This is a genomic window from Paenibacillus sp. FSL H7-0690, assembly GCF_037980415.1.
Lineage (GTDB): Bacteria > Bacillota > Bacilli > Paenibacillales > Paenibacillaceae > Paenibacillus_AQ > Paenibacillus_AQ odorifer.
Window position 1 is genome coordinate 5082470 of sequence record NZ_CP150281.1, and the last position, 19963, is coordinate 5102432.

Consider the following 19963-nt stretch of genomic DNA (forward strand, 5'->3'; position numbering starts at 1 on the left):
ATGGTTAATACTTTTGATCATTTTGTTTACGCTAGTCTGCCTATTAGCTTCATAAAAAGAGCAGGATACCGAAGCACTTGTTTATCAATTTAATGTATTATTCAACTATCGTATCCCGTTAGCTCAACCGTTATTTATGATACGGCTCACCGTAGTATATCTAAGCATAAATTAGAGTTTGACCAAACTTTACACATTCATGTATAAAGCGAAAACCACTCCTTTACTATGGAGTGGTTTCTTAGAACCTCGCTTTTTCGCACTATCATTCTCAATGGAGTCGACTACGCATTTGTATCCAACATTGCTGGAATATTTATTTCTTTTACACAAGAGGCTTTGGAAAGGTTCATTAAGCATTTAACTAAAGAAACAATATCTTGAAGAGGAATCTGTGTACCGCCATACGCAGACAAGACTTTCTCAATTCCATCTTCCAATGGAATTTGGGTTGCAATTTCACCAGGATTTATACAAGTCACACCGATCCCATACTTTTTTACATGCTCCCTTATAGAATTTCCAATACCACGCAAACCGAACTTAGAAGCTACAAATGAAACTTGCGTAAAATCATTATGTTCAAGACCTGCCGTAGAACCAATTAAGAAAATTTTTGCGTTATCCGACTTTTTTAGATTCGGTAAAAGCTTCTGTATGCAGGTAATAGCTGAAGTAACATTTACATTAATGATGTTGACGATTTCAGCTGGGTCATCTTTTTCAAAATCATAGTCATCCCTGAAGCCTTTGCTCTCCCATATCCCTACATTATATATTAATACGTCTATTGTAACGTCATTTACTGTATTCGCAATCAGCTTGCTTGCATCAGATTTCGCTAAATCAGCCTCAATCCAATATTTCTGTACACCATCTTCAAGATTTAAATTGTTAGGATAAGTTCTAGAAACCACCCAAACACGATCACCTTTTTCTGGCAATCCTTTGAAGAATGCCTCACCTAATCCTTTACTTGCTCCGAAGATAATAAAATTTCTCATAAGTTATCCTTTCGATATGATTTATCTCTGCATTTAATCATTAAATTCACAGTGAATGCTGAAAATCATTCAATATAAGAATCACCAAGAACATTGAATTTTTATATGACGCTTCCCTCACCAATGAATTTATACTTACTTATAATACGGTTATGCATGATTATGTTCAACTATCCTGCCCGTTAATTGAATAAAGACAGCCGATCCACTGACCGGCTGCCTTATGTCATCATTTAGCTATCGCTATTCGATAGTTTAACAATCAAGATTTCTGCACGCTGTGACCACTCTTCTAATGTCTATGCTCAAGGATGTTGATAAGTTTGCCAAACGGGTCGCGGACATAGAATCGCCGAACACCCCAAGGCTCATCAACAAGCCCATATTCTATCGGAAATCCAGCTTTCTTCATGCTTTCAAATGTAGCATCGACATCATCGACTTCAATTGATAGATCAGGCGTAGGCGTTTCTGAGCCACCCTGTGAGGCAAAACTAATCTGAATGCTCATCTCCTCGTCTAAACCATAAGTTCTAATCCAACCATGATCCATCATTAAATCAAGACCGAGCACATCCTCGTAGAAGCATTTAGCTGCCGCGATATCCTTCGTGTTTATATTGGCGACGATTCGTTTGACCTTCATTTCAAACCTCCCAGACAGAAGTAGATTATCCTTGAATATAGAATGCATTCAACATATAACAGTTAATTCTAGCCTCGACGTTCCTGACCTTTATTTATCCATATTAAGCTGCGGAGGCTCACCGAGCAGAAAACACCCGAAGAACTGGCATTAAGTCTGGTTACGAAATCTCCGTACTAACCACCTCAACACAAGAAGCACCACGATTCCGCAAATGGTATAACTGATTGGGCGAATAAATTGCTCCACGATACCCCAGTTGTCACCTAAGCGGTATCCCAGATAGATCAAAGCTAAGTTCCACGGGATACAGCCGAGTGCTGTAAATGTTATGAATCTCCAAGCTTTCATTCCAGCAACCCCTGCGGGCAGTGAGATAAAAGTACGAATAAAGGGCAACATACGAGTAAAAAATACGGTACTCTCTCCATAACGCTCGAACCAACGCTCCGATTGCTCCAAATGATGCTCATTTAGGAGAATATAATTTCCGTATTTTTCTAATAACCGGCGTCCACCAGCCTTACCAATATAATAGGCAATGATGGAACCCAGTAGGTTTCCGAATACCCCAGCAACAGCAACTTCCATAAAAGTAAGCGAGCCTTGCGCAATCAGCCAGCCACCGCTGAGCATAATCACCTCACTGGGAATGGGGATACAGGCACTCTCTAGAATCATCCCTAACCATATGCCCCAAATGCCCATAGAATTAACAAGGTGAAGCGCGGATTCAGATATCCATGTAAATAGTTGATGCATGAGTGTTCACTCCGCTTCATAAATTTTACTATTCCTTAAGAAAGTCTCGTTATAATTGAACAAAAAACGGGGGGAAAACAAAATAATGATGAAATTTAATATACACAAATTTTTGTATGGCATATTCGTTATAGCCGCTATCTTGCTGATGTTCCCTAAATTTTCTTACAATGATCCCGATACCTTCTGGCATATAGAGCTAGGACAATATATGATCGGGCACGGACAAGTTCTACATCATGCCATACATACTTTTTACGGAGATAAGCTGCCCTACGTCCCTCATGAATTCGGATTCCAGCTGCTCGTTGCCCCGCTTTATGCAGCTTTTGGATGGCCGGGTGTGTATATTTTGACCGCTGTATGCTTGTTCTTTTTAGTGCTCGGATTGCTTCGGCTGGGTAAGGTTTCACGCAAAGAACTGGGACTTCAAGAAGACCATGTTCTCCTGCTCCCTTTTGTGCTGCTAATTTCTTGCTGGATTTATTATAATTATTTCAAAGGCCGTCCACAGATGATCTCTTCGTTTATGATTGTCTGGTTTTTCGTATATTTACGTGAATATCAAATGAGTTCTCAAAAGAAATATGCCGCTGCGATGATTGCTCTTTCTATTGCCATTGCCAATTTTCATGCAGGAGTATGGCTTGTAATTGCTGTATTTACAGGGATGGCTCTGCTTGAATCCTTGATCCAAAAAACGCTGAATGGGCGTAAAATCATAGTCTTCAGTCTCGTCTGGTTCGTTGGCATTCTAAATCCAGGCGGCGTAAAAAGTCTCTTGTTTATTTTGACAGTTACGAAAAAGAACTTTAACCTGCTGATCAATGAATGGCAGCCGATTCGGTTCAATAGCTTGGAGAATTTGCCCATCTTACTATTGCTTTTGTTCTTTGCCTGCACACTTCCTTTTGCACTCCAGCGTAAACCGTTCCGTTTTTTTCTTATGCTTGGGATTCTATACCTCGGTGTATCAAACTTCAAGCAAAACCTGTTTATGTGGCTGTTCATCCCCTATTTTGCGGCTGTATTTTTTGATGCGCTTCCTGAATTCACCAAAACAGGTATTCTAGTCCGACAAAGTACATTACGAGGGTTACTGGCAGTTGGCCTGCTGCTAAACATTGCTTATCTATTCCTTGTACCACCAGTTATTGACGCCAAAAAATATCCTGTCGATGAAATGGACTATATTCTACAGCATACATCTGAAGGTACACGTCCCAAAGTTCTCGCCCACTACGGTTCATCCGGCTATGTCATGTTTCGAGGGGGAGATGTGTTATGTGATGGCAGACAAGATCCCTTCGTGACAAAAGATTCTCTTGGCGTATTGGGTTGGACTGCTTTTGAACGCTCGATGCACGGATTCTCTGAATACCTTCCCGAGATCGTTAAATACGATCAGCCCGATTATGTAATTACGAGCAAAAAGGTCTCATATAAACTACTCAAGGAATGGACACAAAAATTCGGTCAGCCCGTATTTACGGGGACCTATGGCAGTGTCTTCTCGTTTATCCCAGAGTAATGATCCGGCACATTAATTCCTCACTCTGTAGAACGCAAAAAAACGCTGACCTGAGGCAATCTAGCCTATAGTCACCGATCCGCAAATAAGTATTCTGATTAATAACATCCGCATGGTAAGGATATACATAATTACGACAAATAAGAAAAATAAGTTAGTAAAATATCAAATCTAGCGTTGATTGTTCCTAAATTGTATAGTATTTTATGGAAGAAAGGTAATTTAAAAGAAGGGAGGAATTAAAAATGGACAAGATGTGTATGGAAATGATGATGAACATGTGTATGGATGATATGATGTCTAAGATGAACTGTATGAAGATGGGCATGGAAAAAATGTCTGAAATGGGCATGATGGATATGAACATGGATATGATGATGAAAAAAATGCAGGACTGCGATGAAATGATGACTATGTGTATGACAATGATGCGCGAAGGAATGCAAATGTCTAAGTAGCCTATAGACCATCGTAAGTTTGGCAGAGCAGACTAACTGCATGCCTTTTTTTATTTTCTATTTATTATTACAATGTGAGCTTAAATTATATCCTGATATATCTACTCTGAATCTTCTTCGATAGATTAATCCGTTCCTGCTTTAACTCCCAGATTTTCTCTTTCCACCGATACTGCTCTACTGGATCCGCACTTTCCCTCAGCTTATTAAATAAATCCATTAATATTGCATTTATATCGTCGAATTGAATCCACAGCTCTTTCACACTTTGTTCTGTTGTCTCAGCATGAGAATTCTTACTCAGCTTATTCAAACGATCTATGATGTCAGCTTGCCACTGTCCATCGTTAATTGCTTTGGCGTAGTTTAAAAGATCCAGATAATCATCGACAGACATTTTCACCGACTCCTTATTCTGTGTATACCCAGTATTATACTCGGCATTATAGAAATTGCAATAGTCTATCTGTAGAAAAGGCATCTTCTCAGATGCCCCCGCAATGTTATTCCCAATCCGTTACTGGATTTTCCCGCCTTCAACGACAAGCTCATCAGTATATCCTTCACCGTAAATTTCATTTAAGGTTTCTTTGTAGGCTTGATGGATAAATTGTTCTTTACCAAGGGTATCAAGTTCTGTATTAATCCAGTCCAGCAATTCCTTATTCCCCTTTGCCACTGCTGGAGCTATTGTATCCTGACCCCCGAAAGCAGGAATGCTGACCGTAAATCCAGGATTTGATTTAGCCCAAGCAATGAGTTCTGTATTATCGTTAGCGATTGCCGCCCCCCGACCATCTTTAAGCGCTGCAAAAATCTCGGTGTACTGATCGAATTTGAGCAATTCAATATCCGGATATTCTTTGGTAAAATAGGTTTCCGCTGTCGTACCTTTAGCTACAATGAGCTTTTGCTTGTTCCCTTTTAATTGATCAATGGAAGTGATTGGAGCACTGTCTGGGGATACGATCCCAAAGGACAATTTCATGTACGGATTAGCAAAATCCACTTTTTCTTTTCTTTCCTCGGTGACCGTAAAGTTAGCCATAATGATATCAACCTTACCCGATTCAAGATATGCCACGCGGCTGGCAGCATCAACTAACACAAATTCAACCTTCGATTCATCCCCTAGCAGATCCTTGGCAAAGCGTTTGGCAATATACACATCAAATCCTTGGTTTTTACCCTCAGCGTCCACATAACCAAAAGGTGGTTTGTCTGCAAATACGCCGATCTTAATCTTCCCTTTCTTCTTTAGCTGTTCAATAGAAGTGAATTTAGAAGATGCTGATTTTCCATTGTTATTCGAACTATTTCCGCAAGCAGCCAATCCCATCAATAATATACTTACACCTACCAGCATCGTTAGCCATTTCAAACTTTTCTTCATTTCTCTTCCTCTCCTATTTCTATAATTTTTCGTACTGAAATATATCCAGAAAATGCTGGGCACGTTCTGTCGCAGGGTGGGTAAAAAATTGTTGCGGGGTAGCGATCTCACATATCTTGCCTTGATCCATAAACACGATCCGATCCCCAACCGATTTGGCAAACCCCATTTCATGAGTCACGATGATCATCGTCATTCCTTGCTGAGCAAGCCCTAAGATCACATCAAGCACTTCCCGAACCATTTCCGGATCCAAGGATGCTGTCACTTCATCAAATAACATAATCTCCGGATTCATACATAAAGCTCTTACTATAGCTATTCTCTGCTTTTGTCCACCGGAAAGCTGGCGTGGATAGTCCAGTTTACGCTCAAGCAGCCCAACCCGCTCTAAGAGCTGTTCCGCTTGCTGCGTTGCTTCTTTAAGCTCTCTCTTTTGTACTTTCAGAGGGCCTAGAAGAATGTTATCCATAACCGTCATATGCGGGAATAACTCATAATTTTGAAAGACCATTCCGATATGCTGCCTAACTTCACGCCAATCTACAGCAGCCCCCGCGAGGTTCTGCCCACGATATTGCATCGCCCCTTCCTGAACCGGTTCCAAACCGTTAAGACAACGCAGGAACGTACTTTTTCCACAGCCAGAGGGACCGAGAATAACGATTACTTCTCCTTTTTCCACCTGCAATTCAATGCCGTCCAGAACCTTTCGCTCTCCAAAATATTTGTGTAATTGTGTAACCTCCAGCAGGAGTTCTCCGGAATCTGCCATTACAACCGTTCCTTCCTAAGCCTTAATTTTGCCATCTGCTTTCAACTTTTTTCGAAAGTCTGGATAACGGAAAACATACAGAAAAATATAATATAAAGATAAAGCCGTATACCCAGAATGAAGCGGTGGGCGCTTTTATCACGCCGAGTTCAATAATTTGCTGCCCGATCTTTACCACCTCAATCACTCCAATCAGCACCACCAGTGATGTTGTCTTGATCATTCGTGTGGCAAGATTAATCATTCCCGGCAGCATTCTGCGTACAGCCTGCGGGATCAAAATATGCCGATAAAGTTGACTGCTGCTCAGACCTAGCGCCCTAGCAGATTCCACCTGATGTTTTGGCATAGATTGCAAAGCTCCACGAACAAGATCCCCAATCTCCGCAGCTCCCCATAAGCTGAACACCAATATAGAGGTAGCCTCCCCGCTGATATCGATATGAAGTAATGGAGAGAAACTGAAATGTACTACATACAGCCACACTAGAATCGGAATAATTCTAAAGGTCTCCAAATAAAGACGTAATATAAACCTTAATGGCCTCGATCCCAGCGTCCGGAGCAATCCCATAACGATCCCTAATAACGTACCGATTCCAATAGAGAGAAATGAAATTTCAATCGTTACAAGTAAGCCCCCTAATAATCGTTCGAAATTAGAACCTTCAAAAAGCACCTCAATCCCCGAATTCTGCATATCTCACCTTCCTTTCCACCCAAGTCAATAAAAGCGATAAGGGCAGGACTAACACCAAATAGGCGAGTACCAGAAGGAGCAGAGACTCCGCTGTTTTGTAATGCATGCCGATCAAGTCTTTTGCCACATTCATCAAATCCATTAAAGCAATGGCACCTACAATAGAGGTCTCCTTCAGCAGAAAGATCGCATTTGCCCCTAAAGAAGGAATACTTATCGCAAAGGCTTGGGGAAAAATAACATATCTGACCAGCTGCAGCTTAGACAGTCCAATGCTCTGACCTGATTCAATCTGCGTTTGGCTAACTGCCTCGAACCCACTTCGAAAAGCCTCCGTCATATAACTCCCGCCCAAAAATGTCATGCCTACAATCGCACAGGTCATTTCACTAAAGTGAATTCCGATCTTAGGTAAGCCATAGTAAAGAAAAAAGAGCTGCACAAGTAAAGGGGTGTTCCGTGAAAGCTCAATGTAGATCTTAATAACATCACTGACGATTTTGACCTTATAGTACAAGACGATACTGAACAGTAATCCAATAAGGAGTGAGAATACAATAGCTAACAACGCTAGCTTCACTGTCAGCCACATCGCCTCACCATAAAGCGGCAAACTCTCGTAGATAAACTCCCAGTCTAAATTCATATCTGAGTAACCCGATCCCCTTTTCTTAATTTCTAATAATTATCAAAATCTTACATTAAACCTTACGCATGGTGATATGATTTTATTCATACTATTCCAAGTAAATAACTACGTTTTAAAACTCTTGTATAGTAGTCCACAAAAAAAAACCGCTAAGAGATTAGTCTTAGCAGTTTCTTTGTCCTATAGGATAAACCTTGCCCCACCCTAACATCCCACTACCAATAGCCTCGGATGCCGGTCTGCAAGCGGATCAACGCTTCCAAATAATAATAATCTCCCCAAATCATATGACCATCAGGCACACGTCCACCTCTCACATGATAAGAACCATGCTTTAGAAGTCCCTCTGCTTCCCGATTTCCAGATGTCGCATAATCTTCCACTAGGGATTTCATACTACGGTGTAAAGCAACTTCATAAATGGCCCGGTCCGGATCGTCTACGCCTAGGTGATCGAGCAGTTCCAAAAGACCGGCTGCCGCAATCGCCGAAGCCGAGCTGTCGCGAGGGGTCTCCGCTCCCACTATCACATCGAAATCCCAATAAGCCACACTATCCTCCGGTAGATGGCTGATAAAATAATCCGCTAGGCTCTTAGAAGTCTTAAGAAAATCCTCATTCTGCGTATAGCGATACGCCAGAGCAAAACCGTATATTCCCCAAGCTTGACCACGTGTCCAGGTCGATCCGTCCTCATAACCTTGATGTGTTCCTCCACGAATTGCATTTCCGGTAGCCGGATCAAAATAAAAAGTATGGTAAGAGGAGGCATCCCCACGCACAAGAAATTTCCGGCTCTTAAACGCATGTTCGAGCGCTATTTCATAATAGCGCTTATCTCCTGTTTCCTCAGCTGCCCAGAATAATAGAGGTAAATTCATCAAGCAGTCAATAATGATACGTCCCGCATTCTCCGGGTCACTCTCCAGTCCCCAGGCCTGAAGAATCCCTGCTGGTTCACGCCAGCGCTTGCACAGCGTGTCCGCAGCTTGCAGACCGACAGCTCGCGCCGCTTCGCTGCCCGTTATTTTCCACTCCGCTACTGCGGTCAGTGTATACAAGAAACCAATGTCATGATGGTCCAGGGCGATGTGCTGATCCAGACGATGCTTGAAGTCCCCTAACCAAGAGGCTGCCGCCTCCTTATAGCATGAATCCTTACTATATTCATAAGCAAGCCACATCATCCCAACATAGAAACCCTCTATCCAGTCGTCGTTGTCTCCCCATTCGTACTGTTGCCCCTCAGCGATATGAGGCAGTTTGCCCGGATGGTTAGCCATATTGCTCCCAACTTTGTGAATCGCATCCTCAATAGCCTTATTCCACATCTTTGTTTCTCCCTCCCCTTAAATCAACAGTATGCAAAAGTGTATCGTTACTAGGTTCGTATACAGCAACCCTTCCGTCCGAGTGCCATTGAATAAGCGGCGGTGAAGCAAGACTTGCCTGGTTCTCTGGAGTATTCGTCGCTCCGAAGACAGCAGATATCAATACTTGCTCTCCCGGTTCCAGTCTGGAGCACAAGCTCGGAAGAAGTGTCCGCGGCTTCAGCAGATTGGTATTCGGCTCGGGATATACGCACTCTCCCCGATCAAAGCCGCATAGCCTATGTATGGCACTGATTCCCCAGGGCAGCTGTACCGAAATAGCAGTGTTTGATACATTAATAATTTCCCGTTCACTGTGCGAGAAGCCAGCTGACTGGCCAATGGCAAATCCACCCTCCGCTACATCCAGCCGCCGGGCAGTATGAATGCTGTGAACACGAACATGCCATAGACCTGCCGGAATAATCCATGTCTCCACATGTACATCACTCCATGGATGCCAGCGGGAATATACATAGCTGTCCCCGATTTCCCAGGTCTCGCAGAATCTGCGTACCCGATAGTGTTCATCACATTCGCATAGTGCGAGTGTAGAATCGTAAGCGCCTTGAACCAACCCGTAACCCGCTTTCGGGACACTAAAGCCAAACAGAGTGGAATATGCAAATTTAGAATATTTGGCTGCACTATGGGCCATATCAAAGTTAGCCATCTGGCCAGAGGTATAGGCAATAACCTGCCTGTTTCCTTCCGGACGACTCACAAGCATTCGCGCCTCTTGGAGAGCCCGTACCTCTTTCAAAATAGGCAACGGCTCTTCCTCCGCCTGCCAAAAAGGATGATCATCTGGCAAGGCAAGAATAAGCATAGCTTTAAAGGCCCAATACGGAGATCCGGGGGCGTTGTAGTTCTCTGTCATGACTAGATTCGGATAAGCATATCCGATGCTAAGCAGTCCGTCTAATCCCATAATAGGTTGTTCAAACCACCAACGAAAATGGCGCATAATGATTCCTTTAAGAACGCCATATGAAAAAGGAACCATATCTGCATACACCAGCGCACTCCAGAATGAAACCTGTGCAAAACGATAGGTCAGGCTACGACCAAAAGGAAGTGCGCTTCCGTCCTCAGCGAACCAATAAATGAAATCCTCGGCAAATCGTACTGATCTTTCCCGATAAACAGCAGCTCTCTGAGGATCATCATCCGCCATCAGCTTAGCGTATATCAGCGTATAATAATGCATAGCAAAAGCAATATAATAGTCCCTCTGATCCGTCAATCCATCGGAATACCAACCGTCACCAAGATAGTAATTATCGATCTGCGCTAGATAATCATCCATTATGCTCTGATCATAAGGTAATCCGACTTTCTTGAAGCCCACATTTACAAGAACCGTGAACATCAGCCAGTTATTCGGATTGGAACGATCCACATGATTAATCTGATTTAGCCAGTTATATACATTTATTTTCTGCGTGTCACTCAGCGGCTCCCACATTTTATGTGGTGCAAGAGCAAGCCCCAGTCCCAACACGGCCTGCTCTACCATACGCTGATCTTTGGTAGTAAATTGCCCCCAATATTCTTCATGCTCCGGGTCTGTTCCGTTGATGATCCCTTCCAGAAACATCGGCCAGAGTGCACTTTCCCCTCCACCGCTGGCATGGGGAACAAGGCCCCATAGAGGACGGGCGAAAGCTTCCATAAGCGCTGTAGCTTCATTGTATATCGATCCTGTAGCGCCCATATTAATTCCTGCACAACCAGAGGTAAATCTGCGCTCCAGTGGAGTATATAGTTCATTTAGGAACATCTGTAATTCATTTTTAGTGCCCTTTATTCCCACAGCAATGTTTCCTCCTGTCCACACTCAATGCCAAGCGGCATATTCACTAGGCCTCATGCCCATTTCCCGTTTAAACAGCTTGATGAAATAACTTTTGTTGGCATATCCCAGATACTCGGAGATCTCTTCCACTGTCTTTTCAGATTGGTTAAGCAGCTCCTTTGCCTTCTGAAGCTTTAGCATATTTACATATTCGATGAAGTTCTGGTTTGTTTCCCGTTTGAATAAGCGGCTGAAATAACTGGCATTTAAGTTAAGGCGGCCTGCCATGTCCTCCAGCGTTATTTTCTCCGTCACATGACTAATCACGAACTGCTGGGCTTTGATGACCTCACTCCGTTTAGACTTGATGGAGAACATACTTATTTTCCGCGCTAATTCCTCCAAGTACTGCACCAGCCATTGTTCCAAATGCTCCAGAGTTTCAATGTCACCAACCACGCTAAATAGCTTTTCTTCGGTTATAGGCAATGGAGATTGCAGAAGCTGTTTCGTCTTCATCTGCAAGTCCATCAGCAAGCGAAGCACACATTCCTTGACTTCATTCGGATGGAATTTTTGCGAGGCCACCCATTCCCTCCATTCCTTTACATGAACGCGAAGCTCCGTGTTCCTGTTCAAGGCAATATCATCATTGATAACAGAGTACAAGGTTCCATATTCAGCATAAATATCTTCTCCGGAAAAGCAGACTTCTTCAAAACGGTGGATTCCCGCCGCAGGGAGATAAAAGCGCTGTATTTTCTCCCTCAGCATCCGCTGCAATGTTCCGCGAATTTCCTCAGGACTGCGCGCCTCAGCGCCAAATAAGCAAGAGACAGAGAGTTTAAGATATTTTTGAACCGCAGAGGCTGCATTTTGAATGGAGTGATAGATAGCCTGGTGATCTTTGGAAGGCTGGTCGCTGCAAAAGAGAATGACAATCTCCTTATGGCTGTATCTCGAAATAAACAGACTGTGATCAGCCTCAAGCACTTCCTGCATAATATTCTCAACCGCAAAAGAAATCGTATATTCACTCATCCGGCGCACCCTTGAAGCTTCCTCTGGACGATCAATTACAATAACCAGCGGGATATAGTTTTTGGCATGGATCATAATTCCGTTTGATCGGGCCTGCTCGATCCAAGCCCCCTTATCCCAGGATTGATACAAGGTATCTTTTAGAAACTTTTCCTTCAGCGCGGCGCGATTTTGAGACTGCTTTTGCTTATAAACCAGCATCTCCGTATGCTGCTGCCTATTCAGTCCCACTTCCGCCACAAGGGTTCTAATCGCTTGCTGTAACTGCTCAATATCCAGTGATTCTTTTAAAATATATTCTCCTACGTTTAATTTCAGCGCTTGCTGGGCGTATTTGAATTCGTTGTGGCAGGAGAGAATAATCGCACGGATTCCGGGCTGCACAGCTCTGAATAGCTCCAGCATCTCCAGCCCGTTCATCTTGGGCATGCCAATATCGGTAATAATAAGATCTGGTGGACTCTGCTGTGCTTTTTCCCAAGCCTCGAGACCGCTATAATAACATCCGATGAGTTCAATACCGAGCTCACTCCAAGGTACGGCCTGCGACAAATAACGGATAACCGGATAGTCATCATCCACCAATATTGCCGTCAGCATTCTCCACACCCACCTTTCCGTAATCCAGAGGAAACTCCAGACAAATCTCTGTGCCCACATCAGGTTCACTTTGAATATTCAGCTTAAAAGAAGCGCCATAAATCATACTGAGGCGTTGGGCCACATTGCGTAAACCTATGCCGGAGAACCCTTTTCTGTCCTCCTCTGTAATTTGTTCGCTGCTGTATGCGGTTTCACGAAGTCTTGTTAAAGTTTCCGGCGACATCCCGATCCCATTATCCTTAATGGTGATAACCAAGCTTCCCGTAGTTGCAACAATACGAGCTTCAATAAAAATCTCGCCACCAAACTGCTCGAAGCCATGGATGATGGCATTCTCGATCATGGGTTGAATCATAAATCGAGGCACTAGTGCTTCAGCGCTACCGTCCGCTAAATTCATTTCCAGCCTGACCTGATTGGCATGGCGGAAATTCATTAAAGTGACATAATGCGATATCGTATCTGTCTCCTCACGAAGCGGGATAAACTCATTGTCTCTGTTAAAGGTCATCCGGAGCAAAGACGACAGCGAACCAATCAACTCAGCATTCTCCCGATCGCCTTGCATCAGGATATTTAAGCGAATCGAATTCAGCAGATTAAACATAAAATGTGGATTGATCTGCGCTTGCAGCATCTCTAGTTCGGCTTTTCTTTTTCCCGTCTGTTCATAAGTGATTTGTTCAATCATAGACTCGATCCGATCCAGCATCTGGTCAATGGTGCGGGCGAGCTGTGCTGCCTCATTATTCCCTCGAATGAACGAACGTTCATCCAACTGACCACGACCTATTCGCTTTACAAAAGCGCTTAATTTTACGATTGGCTGAGTCAGCTTTGAGATTAGAACAGTTAAGAGAACGGAAAACAAGGTAAAAAAAAGAATCTGCACCGCCAGGCTGATGAATAAAATCTGCTTATTTTTGGACAAGGCTGCCTTCAGCGGGATAATGCTGACCATCCGCCATTTGTTACTGCTCAGCTCCTGATCAACATATAAAAACTTCTCTCCGTCGATTTCCACAGTGTCAAGCTCGCCATCCATTTTCAACCACGTCATCGTCTCTCCGATTCGGGTCTTGTCAGCATGGGAAACTACAGTTCCCTTGTCATCCAAAAGCATCATCTCTTTATCATTATCGTTATTTAGATAAGGACGGAGCTTACGCTCATTGATATTAATAATTAAATATCCGATGGTACTGCTGGAGGTCGATTGAATCGGCCTCGCAATGGTTACCCAATCAGCTGAGCCTTTATCAGAATAATTGTAGTACGTATCGTGCTCCGCTCTCCAATAAGTCGAAATGGGTTGAATTTGTTTCAGCAACGATGTCCAATTTTTGTTGTAGAAATTTTTCGGGTTAAAGTCACTGTAAGGATAGCTGGTATAAATCAAACCATTTTTTCCGATTAACGTCACCTTCAAATATTCTGTTAAAACAAACATATCATCCAGCATCCGCGACATACGGTTATACTGAATGATCTGCTTTGGTGCACGGAGCGACTCTGAATCGGCAGACATCATCTGCCTGATCTCGCTGTTCTGGAGCACAAAGTTGGACTGTTCCAGTGTCTGTTCAAATATGGCATTCATATTGGCGCTGGCTGCATTTAAAGATTCTCTTGCGCTACCAACCGCTTTCTCCAGAATGAGATCCCGGGTCAAATAATCAGTAACCATGTAAATGCAGACAAGCGGGATCAGCACGCAGATCAGCGATGACCAGACAAGTTTCTTACGGAGGGATTGATGCTTTCTAAACACGGATTACAGGCCCCACATCTGTTTGAATTTGGAGCAGGAGGCAGAAATGCTTTCCTGCCCCCACATTATAAGCCCCCTTTGAAAAGCGTACAATCAGCCTCCGCTTACTTTCCGCTATTGTTCTGAACAACTTCCGTTATTTTTTTATCGATATTGGCAACTGTGACATCCAGATCCTGTTGGCCTAGGAGATACATCTCCGCTTCTGGAATAACGTTGTTCTTAGCTTCATCTGCATATTTAGCCGGAACCTGCGTTGCACCAGGTGTCGAGTTCTCCATCGTATATTTCAGAGAATCGACATCAATCTTAGAGGAATCCTTAGAACCACTCACAATTGTATCCACTAATTTATTCGTATCCGATTTGGCCCAGCCAGAGAAAACGCGTCCACCGATTTCCAGTCCTTCTGAGGTATACCAGCGCACAAAGGTATAGGCAGCCTCCTTATGCTTGGATTTAGCGGCTATTCCCATGTAGGTCGGCTGTACGGGTGAGTAGTGTTTGCTCTCACTGTCAAGACGGGGGATCGGCGCAAACGCGGTAACAAAGGTTGCCGGAATGGCATCCGTTCCACCCGATTCCGCAACCATCCAGTCGCCCATCGGAAGCATCGCTGCTAAACCGTTAAAATACTGATTCCGGTAGGCTAGTTTTTGCGAAATAATATCCTCATAAGGAGTGGCACTCTTATCTTCGTACATCATTTTCTTCATCATCTGCAGATTAGCCTTAAATTGCGGGTCAAGTGCATTGGAGGTTCCATCAGCTTTTAGAAAAGTATTATCCGTAGACTTGCTCATCAGCTGGAGCTGGAAATAATCCGGCCAATTATGCAGATATGCGCCAAAACGTTTCGTTGCGCCCTCACCCTTGGTCAATTTCTTGGCATACTCTTCGAAATCCGCCCATGTCCAGTCGGTCGGAACCGGAAGGCCCGCCTCATCTAACATTTCTTTGTTAAGGAGCACGAACCAGCGCTGCATGGAAGACGGTAATGCATAGATTTTGCCATTGACCGTAGTGTCCACCAGATATTCATCTGCGAGCTTATAACCTTCCTTCTGAATATAGTCATCCATCGGTTCCAACAAACCGATATCTGCACGCTGTGAATAGTTGGTATAAGGCAGTTCGACAATATCCAGCGGATCGCTCGCAGCCGCCATCAAATCCAGCTTCTGCATAGAGGCAACCGAATCACCTTTTTCATTCAGCAAATCTACTTCCACATGAATATCGGGATGCGTCTTCTCAAACTCCGCGATAATCGTGCTCCATTTCGCTTTGGCTTCTGTCTGCCAGGTGCTCAGCTTCAGGGTAACCTTCTCTGCTGCAGGCTTTGAATTTCCACCAGCATCGGGTGCATTAGTCGCTCCTGCATTATTGGTTTTCGCATTTCCGCCGCAAGCGGCCAATGATAACGCCATCGATGTGATGATGAATGCAGATAATAATTTCTTTTTCATTTAGACCCTCCTATAAATGTGTTGGGCATCACTCGCTTAACAACCAGTGACTATGTAACTGCTTACAAGAATATCCTAACATGCAGGATTGACGAGGAAAGTTCTCATATTCTACCGAAGAGAAACTATTTTGACTTTTATTATCCTTTCACACCTCCGAGGGCAATTCCCTCAATAACCTGCTTCTGTCCGAGTGCAAAAATGATCAGCAACGGCAGGATTGCAGATACCGCACCAGCCATCATGAGTGAATAGACATCCCCGTATTGGTCCCCGAACAACCGGATCCCCAGCTGAATCGTGAACAGCTCCTTGGATTTCAAAAAAATGAGTGGATATTGATAGTCGTTCCAGGTCCAAATAAAGCGCAAAATAGCATAAGTAGCTACAGCGGGACGGATCAGCGGAAAGGCAATCTGTAGAAAAGAGCGAAAATGCCCTGCTCCATCCATCCGCGCCGATTCAAGATACTCGTTGTTTACCCCCATAAAAAATTGCTTGAGCATAAACGCTCCAATAATACTAAAGCTGTTAATCAGGATTAATCCCAAATGTGTGTCAATCAAATTCAGCCAGTTAAACAGTAGAAACTGTGGAACCAACGATGCCTGCGGAGGAACCATATAAAGTGCCAATACAACTATAAACATCGCATCCCTGCCCGGAAAACGTAGCTTGGAGAACCCATAAGCAGCAAGTGCGCATATCAGCACATTAATTATAGTCGTAGCCAGCGTAATATAAATGGAATTTCCATAATAGCGAGCAAAGTCACCCGACCACACCTGTTTATAATTTTCAATGAGGTTCCACTGCTGTGGCAACCATTGAATCGGAAAGTTAAACACATCTTTCTCCAGCTTAAAGGAAGTGGATAACATCCATAGGAATGGTAAAAGAAATGCGATACCTAGCAGTCCCATGGCGATGGTCCAGAAGGTTCTGGATAAAAGCTCTTTTTTCACTGTAATTTCTCCTTTCCGCCTTTAATAGTTGACCCATTTTTTTTGCGCCAACATCTGCAAGGCTGTAATGATCAGGCAAATAAGGAACAGAACGAGTGCCATGCTAGAGGCGTAACCCGTCTTCAGCTGATTGAAGGCTGTATCATATAACTCGTAGACGATAACGGTCGTGGAGTTAGCCGGTCCACCCTGGGTCAATACTTGTATCAGATCAAAGATTTTAAATGAGCCGATAACCCCTGTTACCAGCAGGAAAAAGGTAGTTGGCGAAATGCAGGGAACCGTGATGTTGCGGAATTTGCGCCAGACGTTGGCACCATCAATATCAGCCGCTTCATAAAGATCCTTAGGAATACTCTGTAAACCTGCAATAAAAATAATAATGTTGTAACCGAGCTGAATCCAGACTTGAATCAACATCAGCGACGGCAGAGCATAATGGATATCCGCTAACCATTTGGGTGGGTTGTTCCACCCCAGTGACATCAGGAATTGATTGACGGGTCCCAGTGAAGGGTGAAACATAACCTGCCAAACCATAGCGATGGCAACTACACTGGAAATGTACGGAAGGAAATAAATCACTTTAAACAAATCCTTCAGAAAAACCTGTTTATCAATCAGGATAGCCAGCAGCAGGGCAACGATGATCGTAACCGGTACTGTGATAATAAAGAGCAAATTGTTCAGCAAGCTTTTCATAAAAGCATCATCATGAAACAGCCTGATGAAATTATCCACGCCCGCGAACTTAATCCCCCCTAACCCAGCCACAAAGTTCCAGTCCGTGAAGCTTAACAGCAGTGAGCCCAGCACCGGGATCAACGTCAAGATGATCAGCCCAAGCATAAGCGGAGCAACGAATAGATATCCCGCCATCGCTTCGCGTGTGTCCATGTTAAGATGAAACCTTTTTTTGCGTATCATAGTTCTCCTCCTTTACTTATCCATAATTGTAGAAAAAGTAAGCAGTCTTCATAAGAACTAGAATTGTTCATTTTGGAACGAATTTTACCGATCCTTTAGTTATGAATTCTTTTGCACAACGCAAAAAAAGCGCGAGCCAAGCTCCCGCAGTAAACAAAATCCATATTGAGTTTTACATAAAGCAATCGCGTTATACCGGCGTAACCTCTACAGTCCCTTTTCCATCAACGCCCGCACTATTCAGCTTTTTCCGAAAAATCATAAACAAAACCACACCCATCACACTCGTTATTACCTCAGTCACAGTCATCGACCAAATCACACCATGCAGGCCAAAAATAGAATGCAATACGATAATCATCGGTATAAATAATACACCTTGGCTTATCGCCATAATAGTAGTGGGTGTGCCTTGCCCTGTTGCTTGAAAAATGCTCATAAATAATCCGGTAAATCCATTAAATAAAGCGGAGATCAGCATCGCTGCCAAAATATAAGTTCCCATGCTTAACACAGAAGGATCGCCTGAGAACCAATGAAGAATCGTTCCTCTAAACACATATACTAGACTTACAAAAACAACTGCAATGCCGCCTATATATGCAAAAGCGTATTTGATGCTGGATTTAAGTCTCTCCGTATTTTTACTAGCAAAGTTAAAAGCAAATAGCGGAATCAATCCCAAAAATAAACCCATCGATAGAAATTCTGGAATCTGCACAATTCTTAAAGCCACACCAAATCCGGCGACCACACTCTCCCCATATTGAATGGAATAGTTATTTAACAAAAGCGTGCTGACAATTAAAAAACTGGCTTGCAATAGCTCGGCTGTACCTATTTTATAAACCTCAAGCTGATCTCGTACAGATATCTTGAAATGCTTCAAAAATCCTCTTAAATGCTCACTTTTCGTTTCCAAAAAGTAAATATAATAAATGGCAGAGCCCAAATTTGCTAAAACCATAGCCAAAGCAGCTCCGGCAACATGCCAATTCAGCACGAGAATAAATAAAGGATCAAAAATCAAACTTAAAGCCGTACTGATAAAAATACCATACATCGATTCCTTCGAGGCACCTTCCGAACGGACCAGTTGTTCCAAAGCAAAATTAAGCACAACAGCAAATCCGCCTGCAAAAAGAGTGAGCACATAAGACTTCGTAAAGTCTAAGGTAGCAGCATCTGCACCAAGCATTCGCGTGATCGGATTAATAGCTAACCAAGCGATGAGCGCGATAAGAAGCCCCACTACAATACTCCCGTAAAAAGTATATCCGGCAACCTTTTTCCCTTTTTCCGTCTCTTTTTGCCCCGCCAAGCGAGTTATAAATGTTCCTCCGCCTACCCCCAGCACATTTCCAAAAGCCATTAAAACGGTAAAAATAGGCAGGCCCAGCGTGATTGCGGTCAGCATACTGGTATTGTGTAATAAGCCGATGAAGTAAGCATTGATTACATTATAAATAGTACCCACAGACATCCCAATCATCATGGGAATCGATAAATGAGCGATCGCTTTTTTCATGGGCGCCGACTCTAAATAATATTGATTTGACAACTCATTTGTCATAAGTGAACCTCCGAACGTTTATAAACTTGAACTAACTTTTTGAAGTAAAGACTTTAGGGTTGCAGTTTCTTCCGGACTAAGCGCCTTAGTAATGCTTGCTTCTACCTCAGAGAAAATCTCATTGAACTCTTCCACTAAAAGAGCACCTTTTTCCAATACAAAAATACTCTTTTGACGTTCATCATTTTCAGGAGTGACACGCTGGATATACCCTTTCTTCTCCAACCCCTGAAGCATACTGGTAATGCTCGCCCCCTTCCTGTTAAAGACCTCCGCTAAATCCTTCTGAATAACACCTTCTGCTTGATTCTCAAAAATATAGCCGATCATGCGGCCTTGTTGTGAGTTCAGACCTAACTCATTTAACCTGGTGTCAGCTGTACCTTTTATTTTTATCCCAATCTCTCGTATTAAATTAGAAAATGGTGTGTCTACCACGGGTTTGTTCATTGTTATTTCCTCCTCTTGCGGATTAGTTAGAACTCTAAGTAACATCATTATCATAATAGATAGAACTCTAACTGTCAA

Annotated in this window: 19 protein-coding genes; 2 read left to right on the forward strand and 17 right to left on the reverse strand. The window is 43.2% G+C overall.

What is annotated here, in order from left to right; genetic code table 11:
- Window positions 1–284 precede the first annotated feature (284 nt).
- The 3 genes from MHI32_RS22505 to MHI32_RS22515 form a co-directional block, all read right to left on the reverse strand.
- A complete protein-coding gene (locus tag MHI32_RS22505; RefSeq protein WP_076130262.1) occupies window positions 285–1004 on the reverse strand; it encodes an SDR family NAD(P)-dependent oxidoreductase in 720 nt (239 codons plus the stop codon).
- A 292-nt stretch (window positions 1005–1296) separates the two neighbouring features.
- Window positions 1297–1650: a VOC family protein gene (locus MHI32_RS22510; protein ID WP_076130263.1), complete on the reverse strand. Its 354-nt coding sequence runs from the start codon at window positions 1648–1650 to the stop codon at window positions 1297–1299.
- A gap of 150 nt (window positions 1651–1800) precedes the next feature.
- Window positions 1801–2412 carry a DedA family protein gene (locus MHI32_RS22515; protein WP_340010905.1) on the reverse strand — a complete coding sequence of 204 codons (612 nt, stop codon included), beginning with the start codon at window positions 2410–2412 and terminating at the stop codon, window positions 1801–1803.
- A gap of 85 nt (window positions 2413–2497) precedes the next feature.
- Here MHI32_RS22515 and MHI32_RS22520 point away from each other — a divergent pair, with 85 nt between their 5' ends.
- Together MHI32_RS22520 and MHI32_RS22525 are read left to right on the forward strand one after the other, a co-directional pair.
- Entirely contained in the window at window positions 2498–3943 is a 1446-nt protein-coding gene (locus tag MHI32_RS22520; protein WP_340010907.1) for a hypothetical protein, read from the forward strand.
- A 245-nt stretch (window positions 3944–4188) separates the two neighbouring features.
- Window positions 4189–4401, forward strand: coding sequence for a hypothetical protein (locus tag MHI32_RS22525; RefSeq protein ID WP_038572647.1), 213 nt, complete (start codon window positions 4189–4191; stop codon window positions 4399–4401).
- 85 nt (window positions 4402–4486) lie between these two features.
- On the opposite strand, the gene MHI32_RS22530 is transcribed toward MHI32_RS22525, so the two are convergent.
- The 14 genes from MHI32_RS22530 to MHI32_RS22595 form a co-directional block, all read right to left on the reverse strand.
- Complete coding sequence (locus MHI32_RS22530) at window positions 4487–4798, reverse strand: hypothetical protein (RefSeq protein ID WP_076308237.1); 312 nt, start codon at window positions 4796–4798, stop codon at window positions 4487–4489.
- Between the two features lie 120 nt (window positions 4799–4918).
- Window positions 4919–5794 carry a cysteine ABC transporter substrate-binding protein gene (locus MHI32_RS22535; protein WP_340010910.1) on the reverse strand — a complete coding sequence of 292 codons (876 nt, stop codon included), beginning with the start codon at window positions 5792–5794 and terminating at the stop codon, window positions 4919–4921.
- A 19-nt stretch (window positions 5795–5813) separates the two neighbouring features.
- The gene (locus tag MHI32_RS22540; RefSeq protein ID WP_340010912.1) at window positions 5814–6569 is read right to left on the reverse strand and encodes an amino acid ABC transporter ATP-binding protein; all 756 of its coding nucleotides are present in this window, start codon (window positions 6567–6569) and stop codon (window positions 5814–5816) included.
- A 22-nt stretch (window positions 6570–6591) separates the two neighbouring features.
- The gene (locus MHI32_RS22545) at window positions 6592–7269 is read right to left on the reverse strand and encodes an amino acid ABC transporter permease (protein ID WP_076130269.1); all 678 of its coding nucleotides are present in this window, start codon (window positions 7267–7269) and stop codon (window positions 6592–6594) included.
- The gene (locus MHI32_RS22550; protein ID WP_340010914.1) at window positions 7250–7915 is read right to left on the reverse strand and encodes an amino acid ABC transporter permease; all 666 of its coding nucleotides are present in this window, start codon (window positions 7913–7915) and stop codon (window positions 7250–7252) included. The genes MHI32_RS22545 and MHI32_RS22550 overlap by 20 nt, the downstream gene beginning before the upstream one ends.
- A 218-nt stretch (window positions 7916–8133) precedes the next feature.
- Window positions 8134–9249, reverse strand: coding sequence for a glycoside hydrolase family 88 protein (locus tag MHI32_RS22555; RefSeq protein ID WP_340010916.1), 1116 nt, complete (start codon window positions 9247–9249; stop codon window positions 8134–8136).
- On the reverse strand, window positions 9239–11104 hold the full coding sequence (locus MHI32_RS22560; RefSeq protein ID WP_340010918.1) for a DUF2264 domain-containing protein: 1866 nt from the start codon (window positions 11102–11104) through the stop codon (window positions 9239–9241). Before MHI32_RS22560 ends, MHI32_RS22555 begins: the two co-directional genes overlap by 11 nt.
- 24 nt (window positions 11105–11128) lie before the next feature.
- Window positions 11129–12727, reverse strand: a complete 1599-nt coding sequence (locus MHI32_RS22565) for a helix-turn-helix domain-containing protein (RefSeq protein ID WP_340010920.1) — start codon at window positions 12725–12727, stop codon at window positions 11129–11131.
- On the reverse strand, window positions 12702–14501 hold the full coding sequence (locus MHI32_RS22570) for a sensor histidine kinase (protein WP_076281335.1): 1800 nt from the start codon (window positions 14499–14501) through the stop codon (window positions 12702–12704). The genes MHI32_RS22565 and MHI32_RS22570 overlap by 26 nt, the downstream gene beginning before the upstream one ends.
- A gap of 104 nt (window positions 14502–14605) precedes the next feature.
- Window positions 14606–15970 (reverse strand): extracellular solute-binding protein, encoded by a 1365-nt coding sequence (locus tag MHI32_RS22575; protein ID WP_076130274.1) that lies wholly within the window; start codon window positions 15968–15970, stop codon window positions 14606–14608.
- A 140-nt stretch (window positions 15971–16110) separates the two neighbouring features.
- Entirely contained in the window at window positions 16111–16893 is a 783-nt protein-coding gene (locus tag MHI32_RS22580) for a carbohydrate ABC transporter permease (protein WP_052097522.1), read from the reverse strand.
- 63 nt (window positions 16894–16956) lie between these two features.
- Window positions 16957–17862, reverse strand: a complete 906-nt coding sequence (locus MHI32_RS22585; protein ID WP_036683142.1) for a sugar ABC transporter permease — start codon at window positions 17860–17862, stop codon at window positions 16957–16959.
- A gap of 190 nt (window positions 17863–18052) precedes the next feature.
- Window positions 18053–19435, reverse strand: a complete 1383-nt coding sequence (locus tag MHI32_RS22590; RefSeq protein ID WP_248548362.1) for an MATE family efflux transporter — start codon at window positions 19433–19435, stop codon at window positions 18053–18055.
- A gap of 18 nt (window positions 19436–19453) precedes the next feature.
- Complete coding sequence (locus tag MHI32_RS22595) at window positions 19454–19885, reverse strand: MarR family transcriptional regulator (protein ID WP_036683144.1); 432 nt, start codon at window positions 19883–19885, stop codon at window positions 19454–19456.
- Between the last annotated feature and the right edge of the window lie 78 nt (window positions 19886–19963).

What these genes read in the sequence shown, in the direction of transcription:
- MHI32_RS22505 (WP_076130262.1), bottom strand. Translation starts at nt 1,004, where the DNA reads ATGAGAAATTTTATTATCTTCGGAGCAAGTAAAGGATTAGGTGAGGCA.
- MHI32_RS22510 (WP_076130263.1), bottom strand. Translation starts at nt 1,650, where the DNA reads ATGAAGGTCAAACGAATCGTCGCCAATATAAACACGAAGGATATCGCG.
- MHI32_RS22515 (WP_340010905.1), bottom strand. Translation starts at nt 2,412, where the DNA reads ATGCATCAACTATTTACATGGATATCTGAATCCGCGCTTCACCTTGTT.
- MHI32_RS22520 (WP_340010907.1), top strand. Translation starts at nt 2,498, where the DNA reads ATGATGAAATTTAATATACACAAATTTTTGTATGGCATATTCGTTATA.
- MHI32_RS22525 (WP_038572647.1), top strand. Translation starts at nt 4,189, where the DNA reads ATGGACAAGATGTGTATGGAAATGATGATGAACATGTGTATGGATGAT.
- MHI32_RS22530 (WP_076308237.1), bottom strand. Translation starts at nt 4,798, where the DNA reads ATGTCTGTCGATGATTATCTGGATCTTTTAAACTACGCCAAAGCAATT.
- MHI32_RS22535 (WP_340010910.1), bottom strand. Translation starts at nt 5,794, where the DNA reads ATGAAGAAAAGTTTGAAATGGCTAACGATGCTGGTAGGTGTAAGTATA.
- MHI32_RS22540 (WP_340010912.1), bottom strand. Translation starts at nt 6,569, where the DNA reads ATGGCAGATTCCGGAGAACTCCTGCTGGAGGTTACACAATTACACAAA.
- MHI32_RS22545 (WP_076130269.1), bottom strand. Translation starts at nt 7,269, where the DNA reads ATGCAGAATTCGGGGATTGAGGTGCTTTTTGAAGGTTCTAATTTCGAA.
- MHI32_RS22550 (WP_340010914.1), bottom strand. Translation starts at nt 7,915, where the DNA reads ATGAATTTAGACTGGGAGTTTATCTACGAGAGTTTGCCGCTTTATGGT.
- MHI32_RS22555 (WP_340010916.1), bottom strand. Translation starts at nt 9,249, where the DNA reads ATGTGGAATAAGGCTATTGAGGATGCGATTCACAAAGTTGGGAGCAAT.
- MHI32_RS22565 (WP_340010920.1), bottom strand. Translation starts at nt 12,727, where the DNA reads ATGCTGACGGCAATATTGGTGGATGATGACTATCCGGTTATCCGTTAT.
- MHI32_RS22575 (WP_076130274.1), bottom strand. Translation starts at nt 15,970, where the DNA reads ATGAAAAAGAAATTATTATCTGCATTCATCATCACATCGATGGCGTTA.
- MHI32_RS22580 (WP_052097522.1), bottom strand. Translation starts at nt 16,893, where the DNA reads ATGGGACTGCTAGGTATCGCATTTCTTTTACCATTCCTATGGATGTTA.
- MHI32_RS22585 (WP_036683142.1), bottom strand. Translation starts at nt 17,862, where the DNA reads ATGATACGCAAAAAAAGGTTTCATCTTAACATGGACACACGCGAAGCG.
- MHI32_RS22590 (WP_248548362.1), bottom strand. Translation starts at nt 19,435, where the DNA reads ATGACAAATGAGTTGTCAAATCAATATTATTTAGAGTCGGCGCCCATG.
- MHI32_RS22595 (WP_036683144.1), bottom strand. Translation starts at nt 19,885, where the DNA reads ATGAACAAACCCGTGGTAGACACACCATTTTCTAATTTAATACGAGAG.